Genomic DNA, 18,469 nt, shown 5'->3' with positions numbered 1-18,469 from the left:
GGTGAATACACTTATGGAACTAGCCTGAAAGCCATCAACGATACAGCTTCTAATTATACCCGTCCGATATCGAAACATTTTATTACAAGTGTTCCGTGAACTAATTTGACCAAATGATTTCATATGTTTACGTAAACTCGAATAACACTGAAAGAAAGGATTTGTATGAACGCCAGCAGCGTGAAGGAAACATTTAAAAACAACCTCCCTTTTTTGCTTTTTTTAGTACTCATGTTTTCATTTAGAAGTAGCGTGGCAGATTGGTATCACGTTCCTTCTGGCTCAATGGAGCCTACGCTTCAAGTTGGCGACCGTGTTGTGGTTAATAAATCCGCATATACACTTGAAGTACCTTTTACCGACATCGTTATCAAGAAGACAGGTAAAATTGCGCGTGGCGACATTGTCATAATCGACAGTACTGCCGCAGACCTGCGCCTCATTAAGCGTGTTATCGCCACAGAAGGTGACAGAGTAAAACTGATTAAAAACAGGCTTTATATAAACGGAGAGCAAGCTGAGCTTACCGCATTAGAGGCGCACACTTTTTATGAAGAGGTGCTTGGGCAACGCCGTGTTATTGCCCTTAACCCTATTAACAGCCCTGTTTCATCATTTAATACCGTAACCGTACCTAAGGGACGTTTCCTCGCTATGGGCGATAACAGGAACAACAGTGTCGATTCTCGCTATTATGGCTTTATTCCTGTGGAAGAAGTGCAAGGAAAAGCGAGTTCTGTGGCATTTTCATTAGATGTAGCAAACAACTACATACCAAGAAAAGAACGCTTTTTTACAAAGCTTCAGTAACGACCAATTTGTAGTTACCTTAATCTACCAAATGTAAAAAAACATTCTTTCCCCACTATGCATGTTGAGAGTCTTCAAACCTACCTTTTAGGGAAGGCTCTTTTCCTCAAACACACAGTTAACCTACTATTCCACTTTGTCGTAACCTCTTTTTAACCACTTCTGCCCTTCCAGTTAAACATAAACAGTACGGTCACATTTACACATATTGTAACGTAATGTCGCATTTTTCCTTATTGTTACTATTGCAACTAAAGACTAATAAGTGCTATTTCTATTTCAGCAATAAATGACTATTGCTGAAAACATAAGTATAAGGGAAATAAGGAAATAGTAATGAAACAAGGTCGTAAACTAAGTGCTATTGCGGTGTGTTTAGCGCTTTCAGGAGTAACATCAATTAGCACCGGTTATGCGCAAGAAACTGAAGACAATGCTGATAATTTAGAACGTATTGCGGTAACAGGTTCTCGCATAAAACGGACGGACATGGAAGGTCCATCGCCTATACAATCAATAGACTCAACCATGATTGACAGTATGGGTTATGAAAATTTACAGCAACTTCTAGAACGCATGCCCGCAACGGGCGCAGGCACCTTCTCAACACGTAATAATAGCCAAGACTCAACAGCCAACGGTGCCGCTGCGGTATCGCTTCGTGGCATGGGACCAGATGCAACGCTAGTGCTCATTAACGGTCGACGCGTGGCGATTAGTTCATTTGCTGAAAGTATTACCAATTCATTTGTTGATATTAACTCAATACCAGTCGCTGCAATTGAGCGCATCGACATTCTAAAAGATGGCGCTTCAGCCATTTATGGTTCAGACGCAGTGGCAGGTGTAGTAAACATTGTTCTGAAAAAAGACTTTGAAGGCTTGGAGCTTAATGCCGGATATGGTGGCACTACGGGGCCTAGCTACGATGAAACAACGGCCAGCTTACTTTGGGGCTCTCAAACTGAGAAAAGTAGCGCTACAGTCATTCTAGACTATTTCAACAACAGTACCCTTGGCGCCGATGAGATGGGCCGCTTTGGCACCGCCAATCAATCACCTTTTGGTGGCATGGACTTTCGTTCATCGCGCGGCTACCCAGGTTACTTTTATGTTGATGGCGTAAAAACTATCGATCCAGATTGCCCACCTGAGAACGCTACCGCTTCAGGGAGCTGCTTATTTGATTATGGCCCATTCGGCCTTACTATCCCAGCATCTGAACGCGTCGGCTTTATTGGTCAATTCGACTATAAGATATCTTCAGATACTACGGCATTCATGGAAATTGCCATGCAGCACAACACCTCAGAAGCTGGAGGTGCGGCAACACCACTTGATGAAGACGCCGGCTTAACCGTACCTGGTACTCACCCGAATAATCCGTTTGGGCAAGATATTGAGATTGGTCGATACCGCCCTGTTGATGCAGGCCCGCGCCGATGGGATATTGAATCAGACACACTTCGACTTGTTGCAGGGCTTCGTGGCCAGATAGGCGATTACGATTGGGAAGCATCGGTGCAAAAAGGCCGTAGTCGCTCTGAACAAAGTGGCGATCAATCACAAGGTTGGGTTCGTGTTGACTGGCTACAAGAGCAAATCGACTTAGGTAACTATAACCCGTTTGGTGGTGTTACTAACCCTCAAAGTGTAATTGATGAAATTACCACAAGCCTAGTGCGTCGAGGCGAATCGCGCATGACCAGCGTTGATGCACACATCTCTGGCGAAGCATTCGAGTTTGGTGATGACGTTGTGATGATGGCTGCTGGCGTAGAATATCGTGAAGAGCAAGTATCTGATATACCCGATATTCAATTTCAACGTGGGCTTATCTTTGGTACCGAATCGGTATCTGCAGCAGCAGAGCGTGATCAATATGCAGCTTACTTAGAGCTTTCAATCCCAGTTGCAGAAACGCTTGAACTTCAATTAGCAGGTCGCTACGACCACTTTAGTGATTTCGGTAGCACTACCAATCCTAAAATTGCATTGCGCTGGGCACCAAGCGATGAAGTAACCGTACGCGGTTCTTGGGCACAAGGTTTCCGTGCGCCATCACTAGCACAAATTGGGCTAGGTCCGTCACAGAAAAGTGTTTTCTTTGTAGATCAATATCGCTGTGATGCCACAGGTCAAGACTGTGACTCATTAGACTACAATATTGTATTTGCGGGTAACCCGAATTTGGATGCGGAAGAGTCTGAATCGTGGAACGTAGGTGTTATTTATGCTCCCACTCAAGAGCTTGGGTTAAGTGTTGATGTGTGGAGCATCACGCAAGATAACAAAATTGACGAGCAACAATTTGGCTTAGTGTATGACGCTGAGTGTAATAATCAAAACAGCACGGTGTGTGTGCGTCTTGACCCACAGCCTGGCGAATCATTAGGTGTTATTCAAAAAATCTTCAACACATACCAGAACGTTTCATCGCAGGAAGCGTCTGGTATTGATTTTAATGCTAACTACACGATGGACATGAGCGAGTATGGCAACGTGCGCTTTAGCTTAGACTGGTCGTATTTGAGCAATTTTGAACGCAATGATTTAGATTTCACAGGTGAATACGGCTATCCAGAACATCGCTGGTTGTTTGCAACAACGTGGTCGAAGGGTTCGTTTGACGCAAACTTAAACATTAGTTTTATTGGCGAGTTTGAAGATACACCAGACATTAACTTCGATGGTGTTTTAGATTTCGAAGAAAATACGTCGAGAACCGTTGACTCACAAGCGCTGGTAGATTTGCAGTTCGGTTACAATTACAGCGATAATCTTCGCTTGGTAATTGGCTCCAATAACCTACTAGACGAAGAACCTCCATTCGCCATTGGTAACGGCGACAGTGACCTTTACGGTTACGTGGGCGGCGTGCACAACCCACGTGGACGCTTTGTTTACTCTAAAGTGACTTACCGTTTCTAAGAGTTCACAACGAAAAATGCCCGCTTTACGCGGGCATTTTTATTTTATGGGTAACCACTCTAAGATAACATCAACGATAACAATCGTAGCTCCAGAGAGAGCTATAGGCAGGGCAATCATTACATAAACTAAAAGCTCTGAGCCCAATCTTTCAGAAGTCCATTCATCAAAAAAACCTACATCAAACTTCCGTTTCAAAATATAAGTGTATAAAACTAGAAGCGCTAATAAACAAATAAACTTCAACATTAAAAAGCTCCGCAAACTGCTTCTGACCTATCTAGTTGTGTATTCATGAGTTTGTAGACTAAAAACCAACCTTACTCATCAGACTCTTCGGGATTGGTAAATTGGGAGTTAACAGCATTTGTCACTGCTCCACCAACCACACCCACCCCAATAGTTCCAACGAGACGACTTACCCCGGATACCGGATTTAAAAACCCAGTGGTTGCACCTGCAATTCCTGCAGCCCACAAGGACTGAGAGCTAGAACTACCACCGTTTCCTATTGCGGTACCATAAACACCACCGATTGCACCAGCAAATGCACCAAAAACATTGGGTAGCCATGCACCACTAACCTGTTCAATCTCATCTTGAGATAAAACTCTGTGCTCATTTGTAATATCGTTTGTCATTTCCTTTCCTTAAATCTCAAATATCCATTTATTAATACCTAGGCCATCGTAAGAAAATTCACGATACCCGCAGTAAAACTACCTGTTTTAACAAGAAAAAGAACCTGTATTAGTGAACAGAAAAATACTGCAAAACGTTTGCTGCTAAAAAAGAAAAGCCGATTATAAAATCGGCTTTTCTCTCAATGTGGACATATTGAAAAGAGGCTTAAAGCCCAAAATGTATAAGGGTTAAATTACCCACCGCTGCACATAGCATAGCTAGAAATGTTAAAATCATGCCGGCGAAGCGCTGCCAGCTTACGCCAGCATGTTTACCTAAACCATAAGCATGAAGTACTCTTCCAAACAGCAGTGCAGTGCCCAAGCTATGAACTGCCCACATTTGTCCTGTATTCGCTTCAAAGCAAGCTATCATGATAAGTGTAATAGGTACGTATTCACTAAAGTTGCCATGCGCCCTTGCGAGGCGAGACAAGTCTTCATGGCCACCATCACCTATCCCCACTTGATGGCGTCGTCGAGCACCGATAACCAGAATAGACAAATACAAGTAACAAATACCCAAAAGGCTTGCGTAAAAGGCCGTGATAGGCAACACCATAACAAACTCCGTATATTATTTTTATAAAGGCGAGGTTAGCGGTTTAGCTAAATCGCATTGCTTGCTTTGTTGAAGCTATTAAACGTTATCCGAATACAACTTACAAGCCACAAAAAAGGCCGCAAATAAGCGGCCTTTCAAAATCTTTGGTGCTAGGTATTAACCTAGGCGTTCGGCAAGTTCTGCACTTACTTCTTCAACAGGACGTGTACCGTCTAGTTTATGGTACTCGCAGTTACCTGCCTTCGCTTCAGCGCTGTAGTAATCAACAAGCGGTTTCGTTTGCTCATGATAAATCGCTAAGCGCTTACGTACTGTGTCTTCTTTGTCATCGTCACGCACTATCAGATCATCGCCTGTTTCGTTGTCTTTACCTTCCACTTTAGGTGGGTTGTAAACAACGTGATAAACACGACCAGATGCTGGGTGTACGCGACGGCCGCCCATACGCTCAACAATAACGTCATCTGCCACATCAAACTCAATACAGTGGTCAACTGTAACACCAGCGTCTTTCATTGCATCAGCTTGAGGAATAGTGCGAGGGAAACCATCAAGCAAGAAACCATCTTTACAGTCGTCTTGTGCAATGCGCTCTTTTACCAAACCAATAATAATGTCGTCAGACACTAACTTACCTTCATCCATAACACGCTTCGCCTGAAGACCAAGCTCTGTACCTGCTTTTATTGCAGCACGTAGCATGTCACCAGTTGAAATTTGAGGAATGCCATATTTGCCCATTAAAAACTGAGCTTGTGTGCCCTTACCCGCGCCAGGAGCGCCGAGAAGAATGATTCGCATGAGTGCGTTCTCCGCTTATGTTTTTTAAACTTTTTACTTCGCGCACTTTACACATTGTGGAGTAGAGTGACAAGTGTAAGCAGTGACCTTATGTCAATCTTAAGACTAATGGCGAATATATATACAGTTTATCTGCTTGGAGCAGGTTTTAGATGTAACACGTTGCTCACCATTAAAAAGACGCGTGACGTGTCAGTTAAATTTACACTTGGCGTCGCATCAAGCGTAGAAAAAACCTATGCTGTTGATTTAATTATACTTTAAAAAGGGACTGATTTATGCAGGTAGCGAAACTCGCAAAGCTCTTTCAAATTATTTCAATGGATTAAAATAAATGAAGACAAATATTTCATTGCGGTCAAAATTCGGCAAATGGAGCAGTGTTGCTTTAATGACCATCTTCGGCCTGTTCTGTTCAAGTGCGGCCAATGCAGCAGTAATAAAAACCGATATTGTAATGATAGTAGATGAGTCTGGTTCTATGGGGAACGTTCAGACTAACCTACGGAATAACATTGGTTTATTCGCTTCTATTCTTTCTGCAGGCGGCATCGATGCAAGTTATGCACTTGTGGGGTATGGAAGGTCAGGTGACCTTATTAGGCTTATCACCGATTTTACAGACGCTTCAGGCTTCGCCACTGCAGCTTCAAACCTTGTCGCGTCAGGGCGTACTGAGCCAGCCTATGATGCAACTGCGTTTGCACTCAACTCACTAACGTCAGAAACAGGCAATTTGTCTTATCGTGCAGATGCCGTAAAGAATATGATTCTTTATACTGACGAACGGTCGAACGGCGACTCAGAGTTTAACGCGCAGTCGACAGATGCACTTTTAAAGGCGAATAACTCATTGTTCAATGCCGTCGTTTCAAATCAGAATTACACTGACCTCGTTGGCCTCGCTACAAATAACGGTGGACGATTTTTTGATCTGGACTTCTTAAACACCAGCGACCAATCAGTTGTACAGACATTTGTAGAGGATTTTGCACGTGCAAAACTTCAAGAGACGCTCGACTTTTGTGCATCAAACCCTAACGATCCAGCATGTGCAAGCGTCTCCGTTCCATCGCCTGCTAGCCTTTCTTTGTTTCTATTTGCCTTAATTGCATTAGGCAATAGGCGCCTTAAAGTGTCGAAACAATAAAAATTCATCAGAGCTTTGCAAAAAAAAAAACCGATACCATAGAGTATCGGTTTTTTTATTTGTTCGCTTTGAACTTACTTTGCCAACTTCATCAACAACGTATTCAAGTTCTGCACGAATGTTGATGGGTCTTTCAAGCTACCCTGCTCAGACAATGCCGCTTGGTCGAACAGTACACCAACCCACTGGCTGAATAGTTCTTCATCTTGCGTATCTGCAAGTAGTTTCACTAAGCTATGTTCTGGGTTTAGTTCAAAGTGATACTTCACGTCTGGCACGGCCTGCCCTGCTGATTGCATCAGCTTCATCATCTGTGTTGTCATACCGTTGTCATCAGCAACAATCACGGCCGGAGAGTCAGTTAAGCGATGTGTAAATTTAACATCAATGACCTTATCACCTAGTGCTGCTTTGGCACGTTCAAGTACACCTTCAACTTCTTTTTCTGCTTCTTCCTGCGCCTTCTTAGACTCTTCATCTTCTAAGTCGCCTAAGTCTAAGTTAGCTTTAGCAATAGAAACGAACTGCTTCTCGCTAAACTCTGTTAAATGAGACATTAACCATTCATCAATGCGCTCGCCCATAAGCAGTACTTCAATACCCTTCTTGCGGAAAATCTCAAGGTGCGGGCTTGATTTCGCTGCCTGAAGGCTATCTGCAGTCACGTAGTAAATCTTATCCTGACCTTCCTTCATGCGCTCAATATAATCAGCTAATGAGACAGTTTGAGCATCAGAATCGCCATGCGTTGAAGCAAAGCGAAGTAGACCAGCAATTTTCTCTTTGTTGCTAAAGTCTTCAGCTGGGCCTTCTTTTAGAACGTTACCAAACTCGTTCCAGAAAGACTGATATTTCTCAGCGTCGTTCTTGGCCATTTTCTCAAGCATTTGCAGTACGCGTTTTGTGCAGCCTTGACGCAGAGCTTGAGTAATCTTGTTGTCTTGTAGAATTTCGCGAGACACGTTCAGCGGTAAATCGTTACTATCTAGCAAACCTTTAACGAAACGAAGGTACGTTGGCATAAACTGCTCAGCGTCATCCATAATGAATACGCGCTGTACGTAAAGTTTTAGGCCGTGACTTTGATCGCGGTTCCACATATCAAACGGTGCTTTTGAAGGAATATACAGAAGACTGGTGTATTCTGTTTTACCTTCAACTTTATTGTGCGCCCAAGCTAGCGGGTCGGTAAAGTCGTGAGAGATATGCTTATAAAACTCGTTGTACTCTTCTTCAGAGATATCTGACTTTTCACGAGTCCACAGTGCTGTTGCTTTGTTTACAACTTCCCACTCACCCGGCTGAGCTTCAACTTTCTCACCATCTGGGCCTTCGCTTTCAGGTACTTCGTCTTTCCACATTTGAACAGGAATGCTGATGTGGTCAGAATATTTACTTACGATAGAGCGCAGACGCCATGTATCGGCATACTCTTTTTCTTCTTCACGAAGGTGAAGTGTAATTTCCGTGCCGCGGCTTGGCTTGTTAATTTCAGCAATAGTGAATTCGCCTTCACCGTCTGAAATCCACTCAACACCCGCAGAGGCATCAGCACCTGCTGCTCGAGTGCGCACAGTAACTTTATCGGCAACAATAAATGCTGAGTAAAAACCAACACCAAATTGGCCAATAAGTTGTGAATCTTTTGCGCTATCGCCAGACAATTTACTGAAAAAGTCTTTCGTACCTGACTTGGCAATAGTACCTAGGTTAGCGATAACTTCATCGCGTGTCATACCAATACCGTTGTCGGTAATGGTAACGGTGTTCGCTTCTTTGTCTACGCTAAGTTTAACGTTAAGGTCGCCATCGTTCTCGTATAAGCTGTCGTTTTCCAACGCGCGGAAACGAAGCTTGTCGGCAGCATCGGCGGCATTCGACACTAACTCACGTAGGAAAATCTCTTTGTTTGAATACAAAGAGTGAATCATTAGATGAAGAAGCTGTTTTACTTCTGTTTGAAAACCGTGGGTTTCTTTCTGGGCTGCTTCAGCCATAATCCAATATCTCCTCATTGAATGGATTTCGCTACTGTAAGCGAGGTAGGGACAAGTAGCCCACTTTTCAACGTTTAGAACGAAAATTTATTAGTAATAAGGAGAAATAGAGAGGTAAAAGTAGCCAAGAGCGCTGATGGCTACTTAATTCAAGAGTATTTAAAGCTTTCGGCGACCAGAAAATGCATGAGTAAGTGTATTGCCATCTATGTATTCCAACTCACCACCTACCGGCACGCCGTGAGCAATACGTGAAGCCTCAATATTGTGAGTATTGCACAGCTGTGCAATGTAATGCGCAGTCGCTTCACCTTCAACGGTTGGGTTAGTAGCCAAAATAACTTCGTTTATACCGCCGGCTTTTAAGCGCGTTTCTAGCTCATCTAGGCCAATTTCTTGAGGGCCTACACCGTCAATGGGCGATAGGTGCCCCATCAAAACAAAGTATTGCCCTTTGTAGCTCAACGTTTGCTCAATAGCTAATACGTCTTGTGGACTCTCTACAATACACAATAAGCCGCTGGCCTCACGTTCTGGATGTCTGCATATGTCGCAAAGCTCATCCTCTGTAAACGTTCTACAGCGCTTACAATGATGTATATGCTCCATTGCATTGTGTAGTACGTTACTTAAGTCTATTGCGCCAGTACGATTTCGTTCAAGCAAGTGAAACGCCATACGCTGTGCACTTTTATTGCCTACGCCAGGAAGGCAAGTTAGCGCTTGAATAAGCTCGGAAAGTAAGGGGCTAAATTTCATAATGTGTTACTGCTTAGAGGCTTTTTGTTCTGAGTCTTTACGGTATTTAATCACGTTACGCTTTACTTGGTCGAGTTTAACTTCATACACATTACCGCCTATTAAGCCTTTAAATTCCTCGTCGGTGAATACAAGCGTGTTGTCGTCATAGAAAGTGACCGCTTCTTTCTGAGTAACAATGCCTAAGTCAATACGAGAGACATCACCGCTAAAAAAGTTGTCACCTTCAAAGTTTTCAAACAACCAAAGGCTGGTTGAGTCTAGTAAAACCAGCTTTGTCCTATCTGGGCTAACCGCAGCGGACGTGATCCAACAAAGTTTTTCTAATGTGGTACAGGTTTTAAACTCACCAATTAATTGCGCGTCAAAGTTGGCAGCATGGTCACCTACTTTATACAGTTTGGTTATTCCATCGAAAGGCTTTGTACGGTTTTTTGTAAACAAATACAAATGGCGATTGAATTCAACAAACGCTTCTAAGTCGTAGTTTTTATCTTTAGGCGCTATTTCACCCTTCCCCATTTGAGGGTAGGTAAACTTTATAATTTCGGCTTCGGTAGTATCGGTTTTGATATCTATTGGGTTTTCAATTTTATAAATGGTAAGCCAGCGGCGATCGTTATCGTTATTCCCAAAATCACCTAGAAAAAAATGACCAAACCGATTTTGCGTCATATCTTCCCAATCGATGTTTTTTGCGTTAGTTACAGTAACTTCTCTAGCAATGGAGCCGTCTTTATTTAACATATACAGCTTGGGATCATCGCCGCTATCGTTGATTGCCCACAACCGCTTATATTTGTCGAACTCAATCCCCGAAATTTCTCGTAACTTGGGGTCAACTGTGACGGTTTTCATGCGAAACAATTCGTGCACGCTTAGAAAAAATGCGGCCGCTGCAATAGGTAATAAAAACACCGTTGAGATAACTAGGCCTTTCCTTAGCAATTAAGATCCCCTCTTTGAAGTAGAACCGAAACAGGTTGAACTGTAGTTTGAACTTACTACAAACGTTTTATCAACAAAAAAGGACCAATGTGTAGCGATACAATTGGTCCTTATTTAAAGTGTTAGACTACTGCCAATAATGGCTTTAAGTAGTTTAAAACGGCATTTTGAAGCCTGGTGGAAGTGGCATTCCGCCAGTTACATCGCCCATTTTTTCTTTGCTAGTTTCTTGAACACGACGAACCGCGTCATTAAACGCCGCTGCAACAAGATCTTCAACCATGTCTTTGTCGTCGTCCATTAATGTTTCATCAATGTCTACACGACGAACATTGTGGTTGCATGTCATGGTAACTTTTACCATGCCTGCACCTGCTTCACCTGTCACTTCAAGTTTTGCTAGGTCGTCTTGTACCTTTTGCATGCGCTCTTGCATTTGCTGCGCTTGCTTCATGATGTTGCCCATTCCACCTTTAAACATGTTTTTATCTCGCTGGGTTTTGGTGTTAATAAATCTACTATCGCGCTTTAACCGTTTCGGTTAGTACTGATGCATCGAATGTCGACAGTAATGCTTGTATTGTGTCATCGGTTTTAATAACCGTGTGTGCATGCGCGTGACGCATAGCATGAATTTCTTGCTGCAAAGAGAACGGCGTTGAGGCAGGTTCACCTAAGTTAATAACAACCTCTACATTCTCGCCCATACCTTGACGCAGTGCATCAATTAGCTGTGCTTTCGTATTGTCATTAAGGAGATGCGCCTGACTATGATGAATTTCAAGGTTTACTGTATTTTCATTTTTAGAAAATGCAGCATGTAGTACAAGTTGCTTAAGCAGCCCTGCTACCGGCATTTGCTCTACTAGGTTGCTCCAACTATCAATCTGGCTTGCATGCGTAAGTTTGTTACCGTTGTCTAAATAGGCATTAAGCGAACCATTGTAGGTGTCGCTAAGTGGTGCATCGAACTCTAGGCTTTCCCAACCTGAATTTTCAGAAATAGCATTTGATTCAGGGCTGTTATTGAATGCCTGATCTTCTGAATGTTCAACCCCACGTTCATCTTTATTGGCTGGAGAAGATACTGGATCATCCATCGCCCAAGGAGGCGTATCGCCACTATCAAGAGAAGCATCAACCTCAGGATGAACTATTGCCTGTTCATGCATGTGTTCTGCTTGCGTGGCATCAAAATACTGCTCGCCTGAGTGTGTATTTTCTTCTGTTGGCGTTGCTTGGTGCTGAACTGCTTGGTACTGAACTTCATCATTAGCAAAGGGAATATCGGCATCAAACTCTTCTGAATCAAATTCATTGAGCTCAGCATTTGCGCTGTTATTGTGCCCCGTATTCTCTTTATTGGATTGCAGTGCAACAGGCTGTTCCGCAGTATCAGGAGTTTGTGATTCACTATACTGTAAATCGCTTGGCTGCGTATCATCTTGTGAAGAGGTATTATCTATCGATGGGCCATTGCCAGTAGGATTAGTTAATCTGTCGCTGGTAGCTTGCTGTTCTTCAGGTTTTGTCTCACTGTTCTGAGCAACTTTAGATGATGCTGCGGAAGCGCCTGCTTTAACAAAGCGTGCTTGTATTTGCTCAGCACTTTCAGACTTCTCACTTGCTGTTGCTGCGCTTTTACTATCGGCTTCTTCTGCTTTTCGCTGTTTCAGTTTTTGGCGTAGCGCCAACATATCAGCCGTTGATGTTAGCTGTTCTTCAGGTGTTTGTTCTGGCTCGTTATTACTAGCATGCGCACTGTCAATTTGGGAGTCATGTTGAAAACTTGCGTTGTTATTATCAGCTAACTCGCCAGGAGCGTCAAAACTTGCACTATCACTATGGTCGTTCAGGTCACCCTCATGGTGTGAAAGCATGTCATCCATGTAGGCATCAAGAGGCGGGCCGTCATGTGGCAAAGCTTCATTATTAGGCGTCTGATCATGAGGCATTACATTATCAGCAGCAGGATTAGCGCTAGGCTCGGACGTTATATCGCTAGAGACAAAGTCTTTGTCTTCTACGCTGTTGTCTTCTGCGCTGTTACCTTGGGCACTGTTACCTGGTGCATCGTCACCATGCGCACCGTCACCTTGCGCAATAGTACCCTGTTCGTTAGGCCTTTGCGTTAAGCTGGGCTCAGATGCCCTATGACTACTATCAGCTTCACTTAATTCTGTAGTCGTAGGCGTATTGTTATTATCAACGTTATGCCCTACGACAGAACTATCACTATCATCGGCAACTGGAGCCGTTGAATTGCCATGGACGTTAGTGTGTTGTACTTCGCTTACTGATGTTTGAGCGCTTGTATCGCTTTCAGTGTTGTGATTTGCAAGAGTTTCGCTTGAATGCGCTTCCTCTTGCTTACTGACGTTTCCCGGGCCACCACTTGGGTCGTGGCTATTAACAGGAAGAGTTTGCTCGCTTTGGTGAGTCTCTATTGCACTTTGAGTATCACTTAATGGCACGGCTGGCGCAAAAGTCATCATCCGCATAAGCGTCATTTCAAATGCGCTTTTTCCGTCAGCAGCAAAGGGTAGATCCTTTTTACCTTGCAACGCAATTTGATATAAAAGTTGAACCTGCTCAGCGGGTATGCCTTTCGCTAACTGATAAATTGCTTTAGCCGAGGTTGTCTCTAATTTACACGCTTCAGGAACCCATTGGGTTAACGCAATTTGATGTAGCAAACTTGCTAGTTCGCTATGAACGTTGCTGTAATCAGGTGCTTGTTCAGCAATCTCAGTTACTAATTGCATTACATCAGCGGGCCGTTTATTAACAACAGCGTGAACCACTTTTAGTAACTGATTTTTATCCATTAAACCGAGCATGTCGGTCACGACTGAGGCGACAACGTTGTTTCCGCCTTGCGCAATAGCTTGGTCGGTTAAGCTTAATGCATCACGCATACTACCTTGTGCAGCCCGGGCTAATAGCGAAAGCGCTTGGGGCTCAAAGGGTAGATTCTCTTGCTCAAGAATATGCGTTAACTGCCCAACAATTTGTTCGCGCGACATTGCTTTCAAATTAAATTGTAAGCAACGCGATAGAATCGTAATGGGTAGCTTTTGTGGATCAGTTGTCGCAAGTAGAAACTTTACGTGAGGAGGTGGCTCTTCAAGCGTTTTAAGCAGCGCGTTGAAGCTGTGCTTAGAAAGCATGTGTACCTCATCGATAAGGTACACTTTGTATCTGCCGCGAGTAGGTTTGTACTGCACGTTATCAAGAAGCTCGCGAGTATCCTCTACTTTCGTTCTTGATGCAGCATCTATTTCTAAAAGATCAACGTAGTTCCCCTGCTCAATTTCTTTACAGGTATTACATTGACCACACGGGTTTGCACCCTGTCCTTCTTCGCAGTTCAAGCTTTTTGAAAAGATACGTGCAATGGTGGTTTTACCAACACCTCGCGTACCCGTAAACAAATACGCGTGATGTAGTCTATCGTTATCCAAAGCATTTGAGATGGCTGACACTACATGCTCTTGACCTACAAGCTCACTGAACTTGCCTGGTCGCCACTTCCTTGCTAATACCTGATAACTCATTATACCGTTTATTGCCTTTTCAAATTACAGACGATTATTCGCCTTCGAACTCGCAGATTGAATAGCTTTGAATATCTAATGCAGTCAGCTTTTCACAACCACCAAGATCTGGAAGATTGATGATGAAGCCAGCATGCTTAACCTCACCGCCTAGAGAGCGGATAAGTTTTGCTGAGGCTGCAATAGTACCGCCAGTGGCTAGTAGGTCATCGATAAGTAAAACTTTATCGCCCGGCTCAATGGCGTCTTTATGAATTTCTAATGTATCTGTTCCATATTCCAACTCGTAGCTTTCGCTTACTACTTCACGAGGAAGTTTGTTAGGCTTTCTTACTGGAACAAAACCGATGCCCATTTCGATCGCTAAAGGCGCACCGAAAAGGAAACCACGAGCTTCTGTGCCCGCAATTTTAGTAAATCCCATGCCCTGATATTTTTCAACAAGCAACGAGATACAGCTACTGAACGCTTTATGATCTTCTAAAACGCTGGTTACATCTCTAAATAAAATACCTGGTTTTGGATAGTCAGGTACGGTTTTCACTACTGATTTAATATATTCTGCAGTCACAATTTTGCCTTGAATGTCTGCGTTATAACCAGAAGGTGAACCAGCCGGCGATGATATGCATCAACGGAAACGCGATTAGAGTTGCTAGCGATGCTAGAAAGTACCACTTGTTATAGACTTCTTTGAAATCTGAATTGTCAGCCATTTGCACTACCTAAACAATTTTATGAACAAAAAAATGGTGCTAAATGTTAATCGAAAGCAAGCCCGATTGACAGCGCTAATATGACTGATCGGTCACTTTCAATACACTTAAAGGCTAAAGTTTAATATAAAGAGGATAAATGCAAAGTAAATAACTCACATTTCATATTTAGGGTAAGCGTAAAGCTGTCTGCTTTTTAAAAGCAAACATAGCATTACGAGTTTCATGCTGGCAGCAAAATACCTTTCTTAAGCATATCTTTAAGCGTTTGATGCATTCCTGCCCTTAGCGCATCTTCGGGGATTTGTGGCAATTGCTCGACAAGTAACGAGGCAAGCTCGTTAATATCTAACCCGTCTTCACTTTGCTCTAGTGTGTGGATCAAAATGGCTGTTACTGCGTTTAAGTGAACAAACTGAACGTCGTCCTCCTGATCGCGGTAAACTACATAAAATTGCTGTTCTGGCGATTCAGCTTCTGGCAAGTAGTCTGAGCCAATAAGATGCACTGGATAAGAATAAGCCGCTAAAGAAGCATAAGGCGAAACACGTACAGCACTTACTTCCATTGTATCTTCGAAGTAAGTAACCGATGGCACGTTCTTTCTTATGCTTACGTCGAGTTCTAACCATTCATAGTGGGCAAGCTGTGCAGCAAATTCCGGTAAATCGATATTTAAATGGGACGCTGTCGACAAGTACTCAACAAATTCTTTACTTATCTCAGCAAAATAAGGCGAACGGCATTCGTGTAATATAAAAAACTGACGAACTAAGGCTTCCCAACCTTTCTCTTCATGTTCGTTGATTACTATCTCTTTTAAAACAGGAAATGCAGTACTTACAAAGCCATCAATATTGTTGAAAAACAAAGACTGATAAATAGCCATTCGTCTTGCTTGGTCATCATTATCAGCATTGAACGCCTTGGGGTTTTTTATTGAATTAACAAAGCTTCTTTGTACCTCTTGGAAGTTATAGCTCATGCAACACTTCCTTTAAGTAACTCGCCACTAGATTGCAAACACGCCTGCTGTATATCTTTAATACGTTTTACTTCACCGAGTAACTTTTCCAATGGTGGAATATTAAAGTCGCGCTCTAGCAATGTTGGAAAAACACCATGGGTATTATAAGCGTGGGTCAATAAGTTCCATACCGGCTCGATAACATCCGCGCCATGAGTATCCACTTTAAGGTCATCGGCCTCGTCAAAATGCCCTGCAATATGGCCGTATACAATTTTATTTGTAGGCAATGCGCTGATGAAATCATTAGCATTATATTTGTGGTTGATACTGTTTACGTACACATTATTCACGTCTAACAACATCAAACAGCCCGACTCGTCCAAAATGGTCTTAGTAAAGTCGAGTTCAGACATTTGTTGACCGGGAGCCATGTAGTAAGAAACATTTTCAAGAACAAGTGGGCGCTCTAAAATATCTTGGACCTGTTTTATGCGACTAATCACATGTTGTGCAGCTTCTTCTGTGAATGGTATGGGCATTAAATCGTACATATGCCCTTCTCCACTGCAATAGCTCAAGTGTTCGCTGTAAAGTGAGATATTGTGGGCATCTAAGAATTGCTTGATGCGCTTAACAAATTCAATATCGAGTTTGTCGCTACTGCCAATAGATAACGATAGACCGTGAGTAGTAAAAGGTGCTTGTGAGCTAGCCTCCTGAAATTGAGTTTGATACTTACCACCAAGCGGGATCCAGTTTTCAGGTGCAACTTCCCAAAAGTCTACTTCGCTAGGTAATGTAGGTAGTAACTTCGCAAGCATTTCTCGTCTGAAGCCTAACCCTGCTCCACTAACATTTTTCATTATTTACTCCTCAACAAAGTTGCTCAGACAAAAATGGCCATCGATAGACGGCCATTTAATTAAAAAACACTACTCTATGCAAATGTTAAGAGTACTGCAGCTTTCGGTAGGGAATTACATGCTACCGCACTTACCTTCACCACATTTACCTTCTTTAGCTTTCTTGTCGCCGCCGCACTTACCTTCGCCACATTTGCCTTCTTTAGCTTTCTTGTCGCCGCCGCACTTACCTTCGCCACACTTGCCTTCTTTAGCTTTCTTGTCGCCGCCGCACTTACCTTCGCCACACTTGCCTTCTTTGGCTGACTTATCACCGCCACATTTACCTTCGCCGCACTTGCCTTCTTTTGCAGACTTATCACCGCCGCATTTGCCTTCGCCACACTTGCCTTCAGCTGCAAATTGGCTATAGCCTGATTCTAGCGACTGCATACCAAATGGATTTACGTCTGCTACTGCAACCGTAGACGCCAAAGAACCAATTACTACTGCACCTAACGTTGTTGCTACTGATGATTTCTTGATTTGTTTCATTTTTCTACCCTCAAAGATTTTTGTCATGTTTAACGTACGTTAAGCACGTGTAATAAATAAGACCCAAAAAAGTATAGTTTCATTTCACAGAAATTAATTTTTATTTAAAAAATCACTAAAACCATGATACATATGACTTTTATCTTCTGAATTTCATCAGTTACAGTGTGCCATCTCGTTCATGAACAGCGATAGTGAACACGCTATTGAGATTCAGCGCTCATAAGCTCAATGATGGTATCAGCATCAGTTGAACGAAACATATCATCAAGTTCCTGTAGAAGAGGCTGTTTTAGTTTGCTCGCCTTTGAGATTGCAAAGAATGTTGGGATGTCTCTTCGAATAGAAATTACAACGTCCTTTATTACTTCAGAAGCACTGTTAATATAAGCCATATATGGCCCTTCATAGGTCACTAGGTGTGTTGTTCGTCCGAACTGAAACATTTGAATGGCATCACTACTGTTAGCCATATCAACAAAAATATAGTTATCGTCCTCTAGCTCCTGTCTCAACCCTTCGTAATCGTACCCACGAATAGCAGCTACTGTTTTTCGCTTATCAAGTTTTGGGTTAGTCATTATCATTAGTGATAGAAAACTAAATGGCTTCTCTACAAATATAACGTTGTTTTCCAGTGCTTTGGTTCCCCTGACATTTACGGTTATGTCTACATGTCCTTTTCTTATTCGTTCGAACAGCCTAGCAGGGGGCGGACATTCTACAGAGACATTGTAGCCAAGCTTTTCTAAGACGAGCGAAGACACTTCAATAGCTTTGCCATGACAGCCATTGCCGTCGATGTCCTTCATTACTAACGGAGGAAATTCAACTACACCAAGTACAATCGTGCGTTTATTGTCAATGGCACGTATTTCTTGCGTCTGAGCCGCTGCACTTATAAGTAAGCTACTCAAGAATGATAGTAGAATAATGCTTTGTTTTTTATACATAGAAAAAACAACAACTCGATAGGAGATTTTATTTTTATTATGTATGTAGTTATATAGAAAGTTGTAAGAAATTGGTAGCCCTCGCCTCTAATCCACGAAGATGGGAGAGTATGCATACTTTTACGAATTCATTGTTTAAGTACACCTATAAAAGATGAATAGTGAATATGAGGTTAGTTGTTGGCTACTGCGAGATTACTTTTGAACAAATACAAAAAAAGCCCTTGTCGTC

17 protein-coding genes are annotated in these 18,469 nt (G+C 42.7%); 3 read left to right on the top strand and 14 right to left on the bottom strand.

The genetic code is table 11. From position 1 onward, the window contains the following. The first annotated feature begins 165 nt into the window (after positions 1-165). The gene (lepB, locus tag V7R35_RS10480) at positions 166-810 is read left to right on the top strand and encodes a signal peptidase I (protein ID WP_334014764.1); all 645 of its coding nucleotides are present in this window, start codon (positions 166-168) and stop codon (positions 808-810) included. Between the two features lie 336 nt (positions 811-1,146). Then, positions 1,147-3,741 (top strand): TonB-dependent receptor, encoded by a 2,595-nt coding sequence (locus V7R35_RS10475; RefSeq protein ID WP_334014763.1) that lies wholly within the window; start codon positions 1,147-1,149, stop codon positions 3,739-3,741. 39 nt (positions 3,742-3,780) lie between these two features. Here the strand turns inward: V7R35_RS10475 and V7R35_RS10470 are convergent, their stop codons facing one another. The 4 genes from V7R35_RS10470 to adk all read right to left on the bottom strand — a co-directional run bounded on the left by V7R35_RS10470 (position 3,781) and on the right by adk (position 5,790). Beyond that, positions 3,781-3,990, bottom strand: coding sequence for a hypothetical protein (locus V7R35_RS10470; protein ID WP_334014762.1), 210 nt, complete (start codon positions 3,988-3,990; stop codon positions 3,781-3,783). 71 nt (positions 3,991-4,061) lie between these two features. Next, on the bottom strand, positions 4,062-4,382 hold the full coding sequence (locus tag V7R35_RS10465) for a hypothetical protein (RefSeq protein WP_334014761.1): 321 nt from the start codon (positions 4,380-4,382) through the stop codon (positions 4,062-4,064). Between the two features lie 208 nt (positions 4,383-4,590). Further along, positions 4,591-4,986: an MAPEG family protein gene (locus V7R35_RS10460; RefSeq protein WP_334014760.1), complete on the bottom strand. Its 396-nt coding sequence runs from the start codon at positions 4,984-4,986 to the stop codon at positions 4,591-4,593. 159 nt (positions 4,987-5,145) lie between these two features. Next, the gene (gene adk / locus V7R35_RS10455) at positions 5,146-5,790 is read right to left on the bottom strand and encodes an adenylate kinase (RefSeq protein ID WP_334014759.1); all 645 of its coding nucleotides are present in this window, start codon (positions 5,788-5,790) and stop codon (positions 5,146-5,148) included. A 334-nt stretch (positions 5,791-6,124) separates the two neighbouring features. On the opposite strand from adk, the gene V7R35_RS10450 reads away from it, so the two are divergent. Next, positions 6,125-6,940 (top strand): vWA domain-containing protein, encoded by an 816-nt coding sequence (locus V7R35_RS10450; RefSeq protein WP_334014758.1) that lies wholly within the window; start codon positions 6,125-6,127, stop codon positions 6,938-6,940. A gap of 74 nt (positions 6,941-7,014) precedes the next feature. Here the strand turns inward: V7R35_RS10450 and htpG are convergent, their stop codons facing one another. The 10 genes from htpG to V7R35_RS10400 all read right to left on the bottom strand — a co-directional run bounded on the left by htpG (position 7,015) and on the right by V7R35_RS10400 (position 18,237). Next, positions 7,015-8,937, bottom strand: a complete 1,923-nt coding sequence (gene htpG / locus V7R35_RS10445; RefSeq protein ID WP_334014757.1) for a molecular chaperone HtpG — start codon at positions 8,935-8,937, stop codon at positions 7,015-7,017. A gap of 159 nt (positions 8,938-9,096) precedes the next feature. Continuing rightward, positions 9,097-9,696, bottom strand: a complete 600-nt coding sequence (recR, locus tag V7R35_RS10440) for a recombination mediator RecR (RefSeq protein WP_334014756.1) — start codon at positions 9,694-9,696, stop codon at positions 9,097-9,099. Positions 9,697-9,702: 6 nt separating this feature from the next. After that, positions 9,703-10,599, bottom strand: a complete 897-nt coding sequence (locus tag V7R35_RS10435) for a hypothetical protein (RefSeq protein ID WP_438823469.1) — start codon at positions 10,597-10,599, stop codon at positions 9,703-9,705. A 199-nt stretch (positions 10,600-10,798) separates the two neighbouring features. Beyond that, positions 10,799-11,125: a YbaB/EbfC family nucleoid-associated protein gene (locus tag V7R35_RS10430; protein WP_334014754.1), complete on the bottom strand. Its 327-nt coding sequence runs from the start codon at positions 11,123-11,125 to the stop codon at positions 10,799-10,801. Positions 11,126-11,162: 37 nt separating this feature from the next. Beyond that, the gene (dnaX, locus tag V7R35_RS10425; protein WP_334014753.1) at positions 11,163-14,201 is read right to left on the bottom strand and encodes a DNA polymerase III subunit gamma/tau; all 3,039 of its coding nucleotides are present in this window, start codon (positions 14,199-14,201) and stop codon (positions 11,163-11,165) included. 34 nt (positions 14,202-14,235) lie between these two features. Next, positions 14,236-14,772 carry an adenine phosphoribosyltransferase gene (gene apt, locus V7R35_RS10420; RefSeq protein ID WP_334014752.1) on the bottom strand — a complete coding sequence of 179 codons (537 nt, stop codon included), beginning with the start codon at positions 14,770-14,772 and terminating at the stop codon, positions 14,236-14,238. A gap of 368 nt (positions 14,773-15,140) precedes the next feature. Further along, positions 15,141-15,902 (bottom strand): HvfC family RiPP maturation protein, encoded by a 762-nt coding sequence (locus V7R35_RS10415; RefSeq protein WP_334014751.1) that lies wholly within the window; start codon positions 15,900-15,902, stop codon positions 15,141-15,143. Further along, a complete protein-coding gene (locus V7R35_RS10410) occupies positions 15,899-16,750 on the bottom strand; it encodes an HvfB family MNIO-type RiPP peptide maturase (RefSeq protein ID WP_334014750.1) in 852 nt (283 codons plus the stop codon). Before V7R35_RS10410 ends, V7R35_RS10415 begins: the two co-directional genes overlap by 4 nt. Before the next feature lie 114 nt (positions 16,751-16,864). Further along, positions 16,865-17,284, bottom strand: a complete 420-nt coding sequence (locus V7R35_RS10405) for an HvfA family oxazolone/thioamide-modified RiPP metallophore (RefSeq protein WP_334014749.1) — start codon at positions 17,282-17,284, stop codon at positions 16,865-16,867. A gap of 203 nt (positions 17,285-17,487) precedes the next feature. Beyond that, positions 17,488-18,237 (bottom strand): substrate-binding periplasmic protein, encoded by a 750-nt coding sequence (locus tag V7R35_RS10400; protein WP_334014748.1) that lies wholly within the window; start codon positions 18,235-18,237, stop codon positions 17,488-17,490. Positions 18,238-18,469: the final 232 nt, after the last annotated feature.

The organism is Alteromonas sp. S167 (genome assembly GCF_036864375.1).
Taxonomy (GTDB): domain Bacteria; phylum Pseudomonadota; class Gammaproteobacteria; order Enterobacterales; family Alteromonadaceae; genus Alteromonas.
This window is presented reverse-complemented; position numbering and strand designations above follow the sequence as displayed.